Below are 13799 nucleotides of genomic sequence, written 5' to 3'. Positions count from 1 at the left end.
CCCATCGTATGCGTTGCGCAGTCGCGCATAGACGCATGCCGACGCGTGCGGGGCCGGTTCCAGGCCCGCACGACGATTCGGAAAAGGAGAACCATGGACAAACGAATCAGCAGGACCCTGGCCGCGACGCTCGCCGCCGCCACCCTGGCCGGCGGGACGGCCGCGCCCGCCATGGCGGACCAGCCGACGGCGGGCGGGGCGGCGACCCGCACCGGACAGCGCACGCCCATCGCCGGCCTGGCCGGCGTGACGGCCCGGTGGAGGGACGCGAAAGGCGGCACCGGCGTCGTCACGGGATTCGATCCGGCCAACGGGAAGGGGGGCGACGTGCCCGCCGGCACGACCGCGGTCACCCTTGCCGGACTGCCCGACGGATGGACCCAATCCATCTCCAAGGACGATCCGCTGACCGTCACCCTCGACGCGCCCGATCCGAACCAGTCCCGCACCTACACGTTCCGCGCCGTGTCCGCCGCCGACCGGTTCAAGGAATCATTGAAGAAGGCCGAAACGATCCGCGCCGACAAGGACGCGACGGCCGCGTACGACCAGGCGAGCCTCGACGCGCTCGACAAGGCGATCGGCGACGCGAGGAAACTGGACGCCGGCACGGCCGGCGACCAGACGCTCGCCAATGCCGCCGACGGCCTCGACCAGGCGGTCGCGGGCCTGCGCATCGTCAACTGGACGTTCCACGGCCGGACCCTCACCTACGACGACGCGTCGAGGACATGGACGCCCGCCGCCCCGTTGGACCAGGCGCCCGGCACGGACGAGAAGATCACGGGCGGCAGCACGTCCAACCGGATCGAAGTGTCGACCACGGCCGCCGCACCCGACATCAGGAACACGCTGGCCGGCGTCACCGAAACGACCCGGGTCCTGACCGCGTCCCACGGCGGCGAATCGTTCCGCATCCCCATACGCATCGTCCAGGGCACGGAGATCACATTGAAGGACGGGACCCGTTTCACCGGTTCGAAGAACGGCTCCGAATGGACCGTCACCGACACCGGCCACCGGCTCGACAGGGACAACATGCCCGTCACCGACAAGGTGGAACTGTCCGACGGATCGACGCTCCCCGTCGCCTGGGGCAAGGCCACGCTCGACCCGTCGGGCGCGGCCGGCCCCGTATGGACCATGAGCGGGACGGCCACGCGCACGCTCGACAACGGGCAGACGCTCACGGTGAACCTGACCGCCAGCCGCGCCTGGAACGCGAAACTCAGCATCGGCGTGGAGCATCGGACCGCCGACGGGAACACGACCCCCATCCCCGGCGTCGACCTGGAGGACGCGACCGCCGCGGACACCCCGTTGGACGTGACCCTGCCCACGCTCCCCCACGCCGCGGCCGGCGACCAGTACACGCCCGCCGTGACCAGCGGCGACGACGCGACGGTCACGTTGAAACCCACCGGGCTCGGCGATAACGGGATGCGCGTGTTCACCGGCACGATCAGGGCGACCAGGACGGACGGCACCATCGTGACCCGCGAATTCACGATCCGGCAGCCGTTCGAACAGCCGTCCAGAACCGTCGACGCGCCGGACGCCGCCCTCGACGGACTGCTCGTCAACGGCAAGCCCATCCAAGGGTGGGATCCCGACATCCTCGAATACACGATCACCGCGGGCGAGGACGACAAGGTCACGGTCAGCCCCAGGGCGAAGGCCGGACAGACGGTGAAGGCGTCCGACACGACCCTGACCGCGCACAGCACCGTCCAGCATTGGACGGTGACCGGCCCGGACGGCGGGAACCGTACGTACACGGTCACGCTCGTCCGCGACCACAGGACCCCCACCGCGGACGAGGCGTTCAAACCCTCCGATCCGAAGGACACGGGCGGCACCCGGGAGGCTCCCGGCCCGGACACGGCCACGCTGAAAAGCGTCGGATGGACGAAGGACGGCACGTACCACGCGGAGAAGGGCGACGAATACCTGATCCCGGAGGGCGGCTCGTTCGCCTACGAGTCATACCTGGGCCAGATCGTGAAGATCACGCCGGGCCGCGACCACGGCATGACGTGGAAATACCGGATCGGGGTGCTCGCCCCCGACGGCGTCACCTACCGGACGCGCACCGTCACGGTCACCTACCTGACCGGGGCGACCCACAGGGCGGGCCTGACCGGGCTGAGCGTCGACGGGCGCGACGTCGCCGGGTTCTCGCCGGACAGGCTCGAATACACGGTGGGCGTCGCCAACCCGGAACGCTACGTGGTCACCCCGTCGTGGGACAAGCAGACGGGCATGAGCGTCACCAAGCATGTGGACGGCGCGGACACGACACTCACCGTGACCAGCGCCGACGGGCTGACGTCCGTCGTCTACAAGGTACACGTCGAATACGATGCGGGGCTCGCCGCCACCGGCGCGGGCGTGACGGGCGTGATCATGATCGCCGTCGCCGCCGTCCTGGCGGCCGTCGGCGCATGGTTCGCGTCCCGGCATAAGCCGCATGATCCGGACGGGGACACGGACGCGACCATGTGATCCGGATGCCCATGCACGCGGGAAGGCCGGATGCGGGGGGCGTGTGTTCTCCCCGCATCCGGCCTTCCCGCGTGCATGGGGAAAACCGGCCTAGGCGGCCGGGTCGAGGGCCGCGGCCCGCCTGGTGGCGAGCATGCCCGCACGGCACAGGATCGACGCCTGGGCGGGCGTCAGGCCGCCGCCGAACCGTCCCATGAGACGGAACGCGTCCTCCATTAGAATCCGGTCCGTTCCGGGCAGTGTTTCCAGGCATCTGGCGGCGCGGGCGAACACTTCCGCATCATGCTCCAGCATGGCGTACGCGTCCATCATGCGCGTCCCGCCCTCACGGCTGATGCTCTCCGCCGCGCGATCCCAATCCATTCCGGTCATACCCCCGTATATGCGTTCCGGCCACCCGCCTGTCGCTCAGCCATGCCAATGCCCGCGCATGCGCTCCGGCAGCCGCCATGAGGCGGCGTTCGGCAGGCCGAACACGCGGCCGAGCCTGTCCATGTCATGTCCCATCCACCCGCCCAGGGGGACGGGGATGCCGGGTGAGGGCGTCCACCCGTCCGTCATGAAACCGCCGGCCATGACGGACGCCGCATCGCCCGCATGCTGGCGGGAGCGTGCCGCGCACAAGCCGTCCAACCGTTCCAGGATCCCCGTGTTCCCGTCGCCGCGGCCGGCCGACAGCCACAGGACATGCGTGTTCCGGCAGGCCGGATGGTCGAGGATCCTGTCCCACCGGCGGAACTTCGCTTCCAATGACTGTCCGGTGGACGCGGTCAGTTCCACGCATGCGAGCAGGCCCTCGCCGATGAGCGCCAGATCGGGGCCTCCCCGCCCCATGAGCGGATCGTCGCAGATCCGGTCGAACCGGCACCACGCCTCCCCCGCGGTCAGCCACCCGTCGCGCCGGGCGCGGACGGCGAGCCCCGTGCAGATCAGGTTGTGCCGGTCGTACTGGCGTTGCCCGCGCAACGGCCCCGGCCCGATGTCCGCGATTTCGACGGGCGTGAGGCCCAGCCGGCGCAGCTCCGGGTCGATCGCGTGGTGGACGGGCAGGCGGACGGCCATGAAGCCCGCGCTTTTCGGTCCCCATCCGCCGCGCCCGTTCACGTTGATGGGGAACCCCAGGTCGATGAGGCGCATGCCGGCGAGCATCATCCACAGCGTGGACCGCGGGTCGGCGGGCAGTCTCGGGTCGAGCTCGTGGAGTTGGCTTGTCTCGCAGGTCCTGTGCGAGCGGATGAGCGCGAGCGCCGCCCCGGTGACGGGGGCATGCCGTTCCAGCCATGCGAGCGCCTTCTCCCGGTCGGGGAGCCATGCGGGCGGGTCGGCCACGCGGCTGTCCCACCAGTTGAGGGCCGATCCGGCCGACCACCATGATTCGTCGAAAGCGTCGAACATGAGGTCCGGCTATGCGGGTCGTCCGCGTACGGCGTGTCGCCTTGCGCCGACCGGGATGCGGGGTGGTGGCGAAACGCATGGTATGCGTCCCGGGACGCATACGCGCCCGCATGTCAGACGATAACCTTGCATGCACTCCCGCCCAATGGGAGAGGATCATCAGCCGATACGCCGACCCGACCAGGTCGAACTCGCCCGCGGGCCGCGTCGCCGGACTGCTGCGCGACGACGCGCGCGCCTCCGACCTGGTGCGCGAATGGATAGAGGACCAGGCCATGAAATGCATGGCGAAGGGGCAGACGGTCACGCCCACGCTCCTGACCATGATCTGCAAACGGTGCAGCAAGGAGGCGATCCTCCACAGGGAGCTGGGCGTGAGCGTCAAACTGCTGCGCGCCGGCGCCGCCTATGAGCGACGGCTCGCCGAATACCGCAACGATCATGCGTCGGGGCGTCCCCCGCGCGCCGTCAGGGAACGCCTGTGGGACGAGGCGGTGGACGCGCATGTCCATGGTCAGATGGAGCGCGGCGTGAGCAGCATGGTGTTCCTGCCTTACCATGACGGGCGCAACTCGCGTCCGGGCTCGTCGAACCTGCTCGCATGCGGCGGCCTGCCGGAATGGGAGGCGCTGTTCGGGGCGAAGCGGCGTCGTTTCGCCCCGTTGGAGGATGTGGACGAGGATCATGATCCGGCGCTTATGGACCATGCGGGCGGCGAACCGTTCGAGGTGACCGCGGAATGGCTCGAACGGCATGGGATCACGCCCGCCATGCTGAACCGTCTGACCGACACGGAGCTGGCCGTATTGGGCGTGGACGTCAGGTCCGCGCGCCTCGAGGCGGCGGGCGGCGTCCTGGACGGGGTGGCTGGCCGCCTCGACCTCATATTGGACGATCCGCGGGCGAGCCAGGCCCTGGCGGCCGGCCGGCCGATGCTGGGGGCCGTGGAGATCCTCCACTCGCTGGGCATGGGCATGGGCATGATCCGGGCGGGCATGCGGCTTGGCCGCTGGTCGCGGGCCGGGGGCGTGCATGATCCGGACATGCTGCGCGCCGCATGGGACCGGATCCCGGGCCGTGGGGGCACGTACGGCGAGTATCTGCGCGCCGTGTCCGACATTCTCGCGAACGTTCCCGCATAGGCCGTGCGGGATACACGGAAGGGGAGGCCGACATGGTCATGGACAGGCACGGGAGAAGCCATAGGGCGAAGGGGCTTCCGCAAGGGTATGCGGGCACGTATGACGGGGGGCACGGGCGCGTCCGGGGCATGGACGTGACGCCGCCCGCCTCCTATTGCGACGGGCGCATGGGCGAGGCGGAACGCGCCGACCGGGCGGAGGGCATGGACGCCATGCGCGACCGGCACGTGGACGCGCCCACCCTGCCCCACGGCCTGAAGCCGGGCCGTTGGCACGACGAGTTCGGCATGAACACCAGCCATGCGGGCCAGATCCGCCGCCTGTTGGGCGATGATCCGGTCGAGGGGTCGATCTCGAGCGTCGCCGGCATGTTCCCCGGGCCGAACGCGCGCCTGTACGCCGACTTCGTGCGTCATCCGCGCCGCCGCACGTACACGCTGGAGGGCGAGACCATGACCCGCTCCCAGGCCCGCGACTACGCGCGCGGCATGTTCGTCGAATCGGCGCGCAACGACGCCGGGACGTGGGGCGACGGGTATGATCCGGACGCCATGGCCGAACAGGCAGGCGACTGGTTCGACAGGACATATCCCATGCCGAAACGACGTTGACGGAGATCCATGACGGAGGGGAAACGGTATCATGGGCGGTTCGGATACGAGCTACTTGACGTCCTCCCGGTGTTGAAACACCGGGATTCCAACACGTGTTGTTATCGTGTTGAGGTTTCGCACGTCATGGCGGAAGCGTCCTTCCCGCGATAGGCGGGTTGGGCGTCTGGCTCCGTTTCGGCGTGCCCGGCTTCGTCCAAGCCGAGGAGATGGTTCAATCCCCGTTTGAGGATGTTGTTGGCCGCGTTCAGGTCAGCGTTCATGCGCGCGTGGCATTGCCTGCATTCGAAGTCCGCTTGGCTTTCGCGGTTCTCCTTGGCGCAATGCCCGCACTTGCTGCATGTCTGCGACGTGTACGCGGGGTTGACGAATATGAGACGGTTTCGTCCGGTCAGCCGGGTCTTGTATTCGAGTTTGCCGACGATTCCGGCGAGGCTTGCGGCGCGTAGGCTGCGGTTGAGTTCACGTTTCGCCGACTGTCCGTTGGGTAGAAACGCGCCCGGCCTGTCCGGGTCTGGTTTCGCCTTGGCTTTGCGGCTCATGCCTTGCAGGTTGAGGTCTTCCAATACGATGAGGTCGTATTCGCGGACTAGCATGCTGGTGGTCTTGTGCTGCCAGTCGTCTATGATGCGGTGTGCCTTCGCGTACAGTCGGCTGATTTCCCGACCGGTACGCTCGTAGGTGCGGCTCGCATGACGCCGGTATTGTTTGACGGTTTCGCCGGACATGGCGATTCGTCGCGCCTGAGCCTTCTGACGGCGGCGTATCTCCTTGTCGATATGGTTCAACCGGTCTTTGGGGAGGTCGATGAAACGATTGTCGGACGTGGCGAGCGTGTGGACGCAACCCCTGTCCAATCCGACCATCGCACCCGTGCGCTCACGGCCTATCGGCAGCGGGTCGTTGACGAACACGAGTGTTCGTCTCGTCCAGTTCACGTCGACGCTCGTATAGTCGCGGATGGGTTGGCTGACGCGGACGCGGATGTGGATGCTGTACCGGCACCGTTGGCCGTCCAGACGATATGCGCCGGGGTTCTGTCCGGTGATGACGACCTCGCCGTGACGCCGGTTCAACTGACGGTAGTTCGCGTTCGCGCCCTTGTTGTGCCAGCAGACGAAATACAGGTCGTCACGCCGTTTTTTGAACCGGGGCGTCATGCCCGGGTTCCGATGCTTCTTCTTCAATGTTTTGCGGCGTTTGTTCGCGCTCCACCAGTCCGTGTTCTCTATCCTGTTCGGGGATTGCAGCACCATTGCGGGGATGGCTGCGAACCATGAGCACTCCAGTCTTACCTGACGGTCGGAGCGCATGTCCGGCTTCCCGCCCAACGGAATGCTCATGCCAAGGTTTTTATCCCATTTGGTTCTACGGGAACGCAACTGGTTGTATCGGCAACGCCACCCGTCGCACAGCCAACGCATCACTATGTCGGGATTGGTTGAATACAGGGGGATTTGCCGTCCGTCCGAGGCCACGCACATGCCGAGATACGGGGCGGCTCCCCGTATCTGCACGCTTTCTATCACGACCTTCTGGGACATGATTACGATTACATCACTATGCGCGTAATGAGACAAGAATGGAACAAAGAAGAGGGTGGTTCCTCCCGGCATTGAAATACCGGGCAACCCCACCCAAAAGAATGGTGAATGTGGATGAGTGGCATCTGGCGCGCGTCAGCCGGGCGAGACGCGCGTTCGTGCTTGACTCCGAGGGCCGCGCGTGGACATCGATGAGCCCGAACATGTGGGAGCAGCGGGAACGGTGGCAGGGTCTGCTGGCCCGATACGGCGTCGTATCGTATTGGGTGGTGTGCGTGACCCCGCCGGGCGGGCATGGGACCCCCGACATGACTACTGCCGTATGGCCGGGTGGTGTGACCTGCATGGATATACCATCGCTTCGCGCGATGGTCGATTCCGTGTGTGTTCCGGACATGTTCGCCGCGATCCCGCCCGGACTGGTCTCCCTGCTTGATTCGCATATCAAATATTGATGCCCGTCGTCTCTCCTTCCACTGCGTCCATGACCGCCTCGTGCAGCATCATGCGGCCGGTCAATACGTCGAGCTTGCGACGGTCCACGGTGTTCGACTCCAATAACCGGTGGACGCGTACCGTCCTTTTCTGCCCTTGCCGGTGCAATCGGTCGCATGCCTGACGGTAGTCGTCGAACGACCAGGGCAGGCTGGTCCACACGATCTCATGCCCCCCGTCCTGGATGTTCAGCCCGTATTTCGCGGCCTGCGGGTGGGCGGCCAGGAGCGGGACGCGGCCGTTGCGCCATTCCTCCAGCACGCCTTGCTCGTGCACCTCGCGCATGCCGGGGAAGCGTGCGCGCATGCGTTCCAGTTCGTCGGTGAACTGGTAGAACACGAGCACCGGCCCGTCCGCCGCGCCTATGATGTCCGCGAGCGCGTCGAGCTTCACGTCGTCCACGTGCCGGATCGTCCCTTCCGGATCGTCCGCGTCCGGGTACAGGCATCCGCACGTCAGTTGGGCGAGCTTCGCGGTGAGCACGCCCGCGTTGGCGGCGGTCACGGTCGTCCCGTCATCCAGGTCGGCGACCATCTGCCGACGCAGCCGGTCGTACGTGTCCCGGGTCGGTTTCGGCATGTCGAGCCAATGGTCGGTCTCGATCATGGACGGGAGCCCGGGCAGCCTGTCGGACGCCTTCATGCTCAGGCAGAACGGTTCGATGAGGTCCAGGATCTCCTGTTGGGCGCCGTCGCGGGGCGTGTAGTCGATGGGCTGCCGGCGGCCGCCCATGTCGATGTAGCGTCCGGGCGTGAACCAGCGGTCCCGGTAGCGGGTCATGGACCGTTCCAACGTTTCGGACCGGTCGATGACCGCGATCTCGCCCCACAGGTCCAATAGGTTTTTGGTGGCGGGCGTGCCGGTCAGGCCGAGCGTCCATTTCGCCTGTCTCGCGTGCCGGCGCAGGATGAGTCCCCGGTTGCTTCTCGGCGTCTTGTAGCCGGACAGCTCGTCGACGACGATGCCCTTCCACGGCCAGTCCCCCACCTTCCCGTCCAGCCATTTGAGGTTGTCCTGCCCGATGACGGTCACGTCCGCGTCGGCGTCCAGCGCCTTCGACCGTTGCCGCGGCGTGCCGACGGCGGCCGCCCATGTCAGGGAGTGCATGCCCTTCCAGCGTTCGAGCTCGTCGGGCCACGAGTTGCGGGCCACCAATGCGGGCGCTATGACGAGGAACCGGGCGTGCGGGTCGGCCGCGTGCATGATGTCCATGACGGCGATGCTGGTCAGCGTCTTGCCGAGCCCGGGTTCGAGGAACAGGCCGCAGCCGCGGGACGGGGAGGCGAACGCCTTCAGGGCGAACCGGATGGCCTGTTTCTGGTAGTCGTGCAATGGGGTTTCCATGCACGCGCGTATGCGTCAGAGCCGGGACGCATATGACGGGTTCGGTGAAGGATGTCCGGAAAGGGGTTCCGTCATGTTTGATTCCGTCGTGGCCTGGTATGGCATGCTGCCCGTCGGGGCGAGGGGCGCGGTCACGCTGGCCGTGGGCCTGCTCGTCTCCTGGATCGCGTTCAGGGTGGCGGTCAGGCTGGTGAAGGGCCTGGTCCGTTCGGTCGTGGCCGCGGTGCTCGCGTTCCTGCTGGCGACCGTGCCGGGCAATCTCATCCTGCATGACGCGTACGCGCAGCTGAGGGAGAAGGCGTCCATGTCGGCCGTCATGTGACGCATGGCGTCCGTCCGCCTCCGGACGCGGGTCCCAGACGTCCTTTGCGGGAAACGCATATCCATGGGTGTCCATCGTGTTTCCCGTCGTAAGGAGCCTGACATGGCCGACAAGCCGTTCGTCCCCGTCGAGCATCGTCTCGCGCTGACCGTCCCCGAGGCGGCGGCCCTGTGCGGCATCCCGGAGAAGGTGGTGCGCGCCGCGGTCGTGCACGGCGATCTGAGGCATTTCGAGAAGGGGTCCACGACGGCCCGCATCCGCAGGACGGATCTGGAGGACTGGGTGGCCTTGCTGTGAGCCCGACACGGGATAGGCACACTTAGGCACACATGCCGTGTATGATGTTCTCCAGATGCGCGTGATTCCGCCATTCCGTGGTGCCGGCTGGCTTAATGTACGTTATGTCAGATTGGTTATTGAAGAAACGCTTCGATTGGCAGGGGTTGCTTCACCTAGCGCCACTGAGGGTGCTTCTACTCATGTAGTAAGCACCCTCAGTCAGCGTCGTTAGAAGCTCCCGCCGGTGGGAGCAATCAGTCAGTGCATCTCGAAGTATCGGTTCACGGCGTCTTCGAGCTGCTCAGGTTGCTCAATGATTTCGTAGGCACCGTGTTCTTCCATCTCACCAGCCGGAGCGTAGCCCCAGCGGCAGCCAATGGCGTCCAGATTGCAGGCGTGGGCGCCGTCGATGTCGGTGTAGCGGTCGCCGATCATCACGGCCTTGTCCCCCGCTGCGGCATCAAACGCGATTTTGTCGAAGCAGTATCGAATCACCTGATCTTTGTCCAGGCGGGAATTGTCTTTGGAGGCACCATAGATGCCGTCCAACAGTTCGGTCAGGTGGAAATGGTCGCAGATAGGAATGCACTGGTATTCGGGCTTGCAGCTGGCCAGTGCCAGGTAATAACCGTCGGCATGCAGTTTGAGCAGCTGTTCACGGATGCCTGGGAATACGACGTTCACCAGTCGTCCGGGCACCTTGTTGCCGGGCTCGTTCGGATCGTCGAACACGGCACGGTCTCCGTAGTAGCTGCGGTAGATATCCACGGCCCGATCCAAATCTTCCGCAGGCACATGATTGCGACGCAGAGATTCGATGATCGCCGGTCCAATGAAGCGGCGCAGTTCGGCGGCGTCCGGAACCGGACGTCCAAGTTCTTCGAAGGTCTTGATGACGGAGCCGATAATGCCGCCGTCGGACTTGGTAAGCGTGCCGTCGAGATCCAACAGGACCACTTTCATCGGATGCTGTGCCATTGAGATTCCACTCCCCCTTGTTCATGTCGACTGCTTTGAATGGTCGTCAAACAATATGCGACTTGTTCCAACAATGATTATGCCCAGTCGGGATGACTGGGCATAAAGTTCACGTGTTGTTCAGTAGGAGATCACTCATAGTCGGGAATCCAACCGTCACGGTGCATTTGCAGGCGCTTTTCGAGCAGGGTGGCCAGTTCCTCTTCGCTACGGCGTTCCAGCAGCATGTCCCAGTGGGTGCGGGTGGGTTTGCTGATTTCGTCGCCCTCACGGTCGGCGTCGCCCTCACGGTGGGCCACGGAACCACAACGGCACTCCCACTCGTCCGGGATTTCGGCACCCTCGGCAAACGGCAGGATGGTGCGGTGGCCCTTCGGGCATACATACGCCACATCGTTTCGTGCGGCGAAATCGACGTTGTCGTCGGACTCCAGCGATTTCGCTCCGATGCTCATGCCCCTGAGGCTACGTTCTGCCATATCGGCATCCTCCTTGAAAGATCTTTAACCCTACTAATTTACGCAACCGTTCGGACTTGGCCGCTATTCCAAGCTTCCGACGTCGGCTGACAAACTCCCGTCAAACAGCCCCGTCAGTCCACGCCGGAGTAGGCCACCACGCCACGATTGATCTGGTCGGCCGCTTCGTGGGCGAGGCCTGCCAGCCGCTCTCCCCCGTCGAACGGCAGCGGCTGGGCGACAGCGATCTGCTGCAGCACGTCAGCCAGTCGTTTGGCAGTGCGTACGAAGTCGCCGCCGGTCATGTCGGTGCCGTACAGGCACGATCCCAGCGAACCGCCATCCGCCCATTCATACATGATGTCGAGTATGCCGGAGTCCGGCCGCTGCATCTCGTCCAGACCGTGATCCTCGCACAGGATATCGATGTCTTCACAGATGCCCTTGAGCTTGGACGAAGCGATGGCGATGGGCCCGGAGATGCCGCCCGGGTAGTGCCTCGGTTCACTGTCTCCCCCTCGTCTGGCCTCGTATACCAGTGAAGAGAGCACAGCGGCCAGTCCGTTGGCGTCGAGCTTGTCGAACGTGCCGGCGAGCAGCGCCTCGCACAGTTCCAGGTCATGTTCACTATAGATGCGGCGCAGCAGCGAGCCTTTCTCGGTCAACGTCATGTCGATGTGGCCGGCCGCATCTTCATGACGTTCGAGGTAACCAAGCCCGGTGAGAATATCGCAGATGCGATCGAACTGACGTGCCACGGACCCGGTACGGGAGTCGTAGCGATCGGTGACGCGCTGCAGTTCGCGGGTCTCGCGGGCCCAGCGGTGGCCCCACTTGAGGTGCTGCTGGAGGTCCGGGCAATTACGGCATGGATGCTCGTGTTCCGCCTTGCGCAAATCGCGGATGCGCTGGTCGAGGTTCTGGAAGGCGCGTGAACGCTCCTGATCGGTCAGGAACACTTCGTGCTTCAGTTTGCGGCGGCCTTCCTTCTCGATATCGCTCAGCTCCATACGCAGGGTCATGAACTGTTTGAAGTCGCCGTGTTCGCATGCGAACGCCTGTTCGTATCCGGCCAGCGCGTTCTTCAGTGTGTTGATCTGCGATTCCAACTGCCAGGCCGATTCGTTGGCCTCCCACTGGGCAAACGACTGGTCCAGGGTAACGCGCGCGGTCTCGTAGTCGCTGGAGTTGAGCAGGTTCACGGCCATGTTGAACGTGGGCCGGAAGCTGGAGTGCAACGGGTAGACACGCTTGGATGACAACGCGGCGGCCGTGGCGGGCACAAAACCGTGATGGTCGACCACGATGGCGTGGCCGATGGTGTCGATGCCGCGCCGACCGGCACGACCGGTGAGCTGCGTGAATTCTCCGGGAGTCAGGCCCACATGACTAGTGCCGTCGAACTTCTCGAGTTTCTCGACCACCACGCAACGGGCCGGCATATTGATGCCCAAGGCCAGCGTTTCCGTGGCGAACACCATCTTGACCAGACCTTCTTCGAACAATCGTTCGACTATCTGGCGGAACAGAGCGATCATGCCGGCGTGGTGCGAAGCGAAGCCTTCTTCCAACGCGAAGCGGAACTTGGAGAACTGCAGGGCTTTCAGGTCTTCCTGAGTGAGTTGCCCCTCCACCATCTCATCCACGATGCGGCGAATCCTGGTCACTTCCTCATCGGTGGTGAGCTTCAGTCCGGCGTTGATGCACTGTTCCACGGCCTGGTCACAACCGTTGCGAGAGAAGATGAAGTAGATTCCGGGCAACATTCCCAGGAAGTTAAGCTCATCCACCACGGCCCAGCGGCGCGGGGTGTGGCGTTCCGCTTTCGGGGCACGGTTCTTGACGCCTTTGCCACCACGTCCTCTGCCGAAGCTCTTGCGCTTATCGGGGCGTTCCTCGCCGCGCCGGCGTGCGGCCTTGCGGTCCAGCTGGTCGAGCCGGTTGATGAGTTCGGCGTTGAGCTTGGTGGTCTGCTCGCCGTTGCCGTCGCGGCGATAGAGATCCAGCACCTCGGGCTCGGTGTGTTCGTCCGCCTGCACGATGACGTGCTGTTCCAGCGGCACGGGGCGGTGTTCGCTGATCACCAGCTTGGTGTCGCCGCGCACCGAGGCGATCCAGTTGGAGAAATCCTCCACGTTGGACACGGTGGCGGACAGGCCGACGATCTTGACCGTCTTGGGCAGGTGGATGATGACTTCCTCCCACACGGGCCCGCGGAATCGGTCGGCCAGATAGTGCACTTCGTCAAGGATCACATAGCGCAGTGCGTTCAGCGTGGTTGAACGCTCGTAAAGCATGTTACGCAGCACTTCGGTGGTCATGACCACGATGTCAGCCTCGGAGTTGATCGAGGTATCGCCGGTGAGCAGGCCCACCTTGTCCGGGCCGTACACGTCGACCAGATCATGGTATTTCTGATTGCTCAGCGCCTTGATCGGTGTGGTGTAGAAGGCTTTGACGTTGCGTTCCTGGGCGAGGTAAATGGCAAAATCCGCCACTACGGTTTTGCCGGCGCCGGTTGGGGCCGCGACCAGTACATTACTGCCGGCTTCGAGCGCATCATTAGCTTCGGTCTGGAAGCCGTCCAGTTCGAAGGGCAGGGATTCGGCGAATCGCGCTGCTGCGGATGCCCGATGGCGTTGGACTTTTTGGAATGATGCGTACCGCTGCGAAGGGCTCAGCGTCTGGGAATCGGCATTGCCCTTATGGTGTTGGTGACGTGCCAT

13 protein-coding genes are annotated in these 13799 nt (G+C 64.9%); 6 read left to right on the top strand and 7 right to left on the bottom strand.

The window, feature by feature from the left end; all coding sequences use genetic code 11:
- The first annotated feature begins 93 nt into the window (after positions 1–93).
- Positions 94–2505, top strand: a complete 2412-nt coding sequence (locus tag BLIJ_RS06015) for a fimbrial protein (protein WP_012577529.1) — start codon at positions 94–96, stop codon at positions 2503–2505.
- A gap of 90 nt (positions 2506–2595) precedes the next feature.
- Here BLIJ_RS06015 and BLIJ_RS06010 read toward each other — a convergent pair whose 3' ends face one another.
- On the bottom strand, positions 2596–2877 hold the full coding sequence (locus BLIJ_RS06010; RefSeq protein WP_012577528.1) for a hypothetical protein: 282 nt from the start codon (positions 2875–2877) through the stop codon (positions 2596–2598).
- A gap of 36 nt (positions 2878–2913) precedes the next feature.
- Positions 2914–3900 carry a hypothetical protein gene (locus BLIJ_RS06005; RefSeq protein ID WP_014484825.1) on the bottom strand — a complete coding sequence of 329 codons (987 nt, stop codon included), beginning with the start codon at positions 3898–3900 and terminating at the stop codon, positions 2914–2916.
- 110 nt (positions 3901–4010) lie between these two features.
- Here BLIJ_RS06005 and BLIJ_RS06000 point away from each other — a divergent pair, with 110 nt between their 5' ends.
- Both BLIJ_RS06000 and BLIJ_RS05995 read left to right on the top strand, forming a co-directional pair.
- A complete protein-coding gene (locus tag BLIJ_RS06000; RefSeq protein WP_014484824.1) occupies positions 4011–5042 on the top strand; it encodes a hypothetical protein in 1032 nt (343 codons plus the stop codon).
- A gap of 32 nt (positions 5043–5074) precedes the next feature.
- Positions 5075–5653, top strand: coding sequence for a hypothetical protein (locus BLIJ_RS05995; RefSeq protein WP_012577525.1), 579 nt, complete (start codon positions 5075–5077; stop codon positions 5651–5653).
- 101 nt (positions 5654–5754) lie between these two features.
- Here BLIJ_RS05995 and BLIJ_RS05990 read toward each other — a convergent pair whose 3' ends face one another.
- Positions 5755–7197: an RNA-guided endonuclease InsQ/TnpB family protein gene (locus BLIJ_RS05990; protein WP_014484822.1), complete on the bottom strand. Its 1443-nt coding sequence runs from the start codon at positions 7195–7197 to the stop codon at positions 5755–5757.
- Between the two features lie 101 nt (positions 7198–7298).
- Between BLIJ_RS05990 and BLIJ_RS05985 the strand changes: the two genes are divergently transcribed.
- Positions 7299–7652 carry a hypothetical protein gene (locus tag BLIJ_RS05985; RefSeq protein ID WP_014484821.1) on the top strand — a complete coding sequence of 118 codons (354 nt, stop codon included), beginning with the start codon at positions 7299–7301 and terminating at the stop codon, positions 7650–7652.
- Here the strand turns inward: BLIJ_RS05985 and BLIJ_RS05980 are convergent.
- Positions 7642–9036, bottom strand: coding sequence for an SNF2-related protein (locus tag BLIJ_RS05980; protein ID WP_012577522.1), 1395 nt, complete (start codon positions 9034–9036; stop codon positions 7642–7644). The two genes, BLIJ_RS05985 and BLIJ_RS05980, sit on opposite strands and share 11 nt — an antisense overlap.
- Positions 9037–9109: 73 nt before the next feature.
- Between BLIJ_RS05980 and BLIJ_RS05975 the strand changes: the two genes are divergently transcribed.
- Both BLIJ_RS05975 and BLIJ_RS05970 read left to right on the top strand, forming a co-directional pair.
- The gene (locus tag BLIJ_RS05975; RefSeq protein WP_012577521.1) at positions 9110–9358 is read left to right on the top strand and encodes a hypothetical protein; all 249 of its coding nucleotides are present in this window, start codon (positions 9110–9112) and stop codon (positions 9356–9358) included.
- A 102-nt stretch (positions 9359–9460) separates the two neighbouring features.
- Positions 9461–9655 (top strand): helix-turn-helix domain-containing protein, encoded by a 195-nt coding sequence (locus BLIJ_RS05970; protein ID WP_014484819.1) that lies wholly within the window; start codon positions 9461–9463, stop codon positions 9653–9655.
- Positions 9656–9895: 240 nt separating this feature from the next.
- Here the strand turns inward: BLIJ_RS05970 and BLIJ_RS05965 are convergent, their stop codons facing one another.
- From BLIJ_RS05965 to BLIJ_RS05955, 3 genes are all read right to left on the bottom strand, one after another.
- A complete protein-coding gene (locus tag BLIJ_RS05965; RefSeq protein ID WP_012577519.1) occupies positions 9896–10615 on the bottom strand; it encodes an HAD hydrolase-like protein in 720 nt (239 codons plus the stop codon).
- A 131-nt stretch (positions 10616–10746) separates the two neighbouring features.
- Positions 10747–11094, bottom strand: coding sequence for an RNA polymerase-binding protein RbpA (locus BLIJ_RS05960; protein ID WP_007052872.1), 348 nt, complete (start codon positions 11092–11094; stop codon positions 10747–10749).
- Between the two features lie 113 nt (positions 11095–11207).
- On the bottom strand, positions 11208–13799 hold the full coding sequence (locus tag BLIJ_RS05955) for a DEAD/DEAH box helicase (protein ID WP_012577518.1): 2592 nt from the start codon (positions 13797–13799) through the stop codon (positions 11208–11210).

Source organism: Bifidobacterium longum subsp. infantis ATCC 15697 = JCM 1222 = DSM 20088 (genome assembly GCF_000269965.1).
Classification (GTDB): Bacteria; Actinomycetota; Actinomycetes; order Actinomycetales; family Bifidobacteriaceae; genus Bifidobacterium; species Bifidobacterium infantis.
This window is presented reverse-complemented; position numbering and strand designations above follow the sequence as displayed.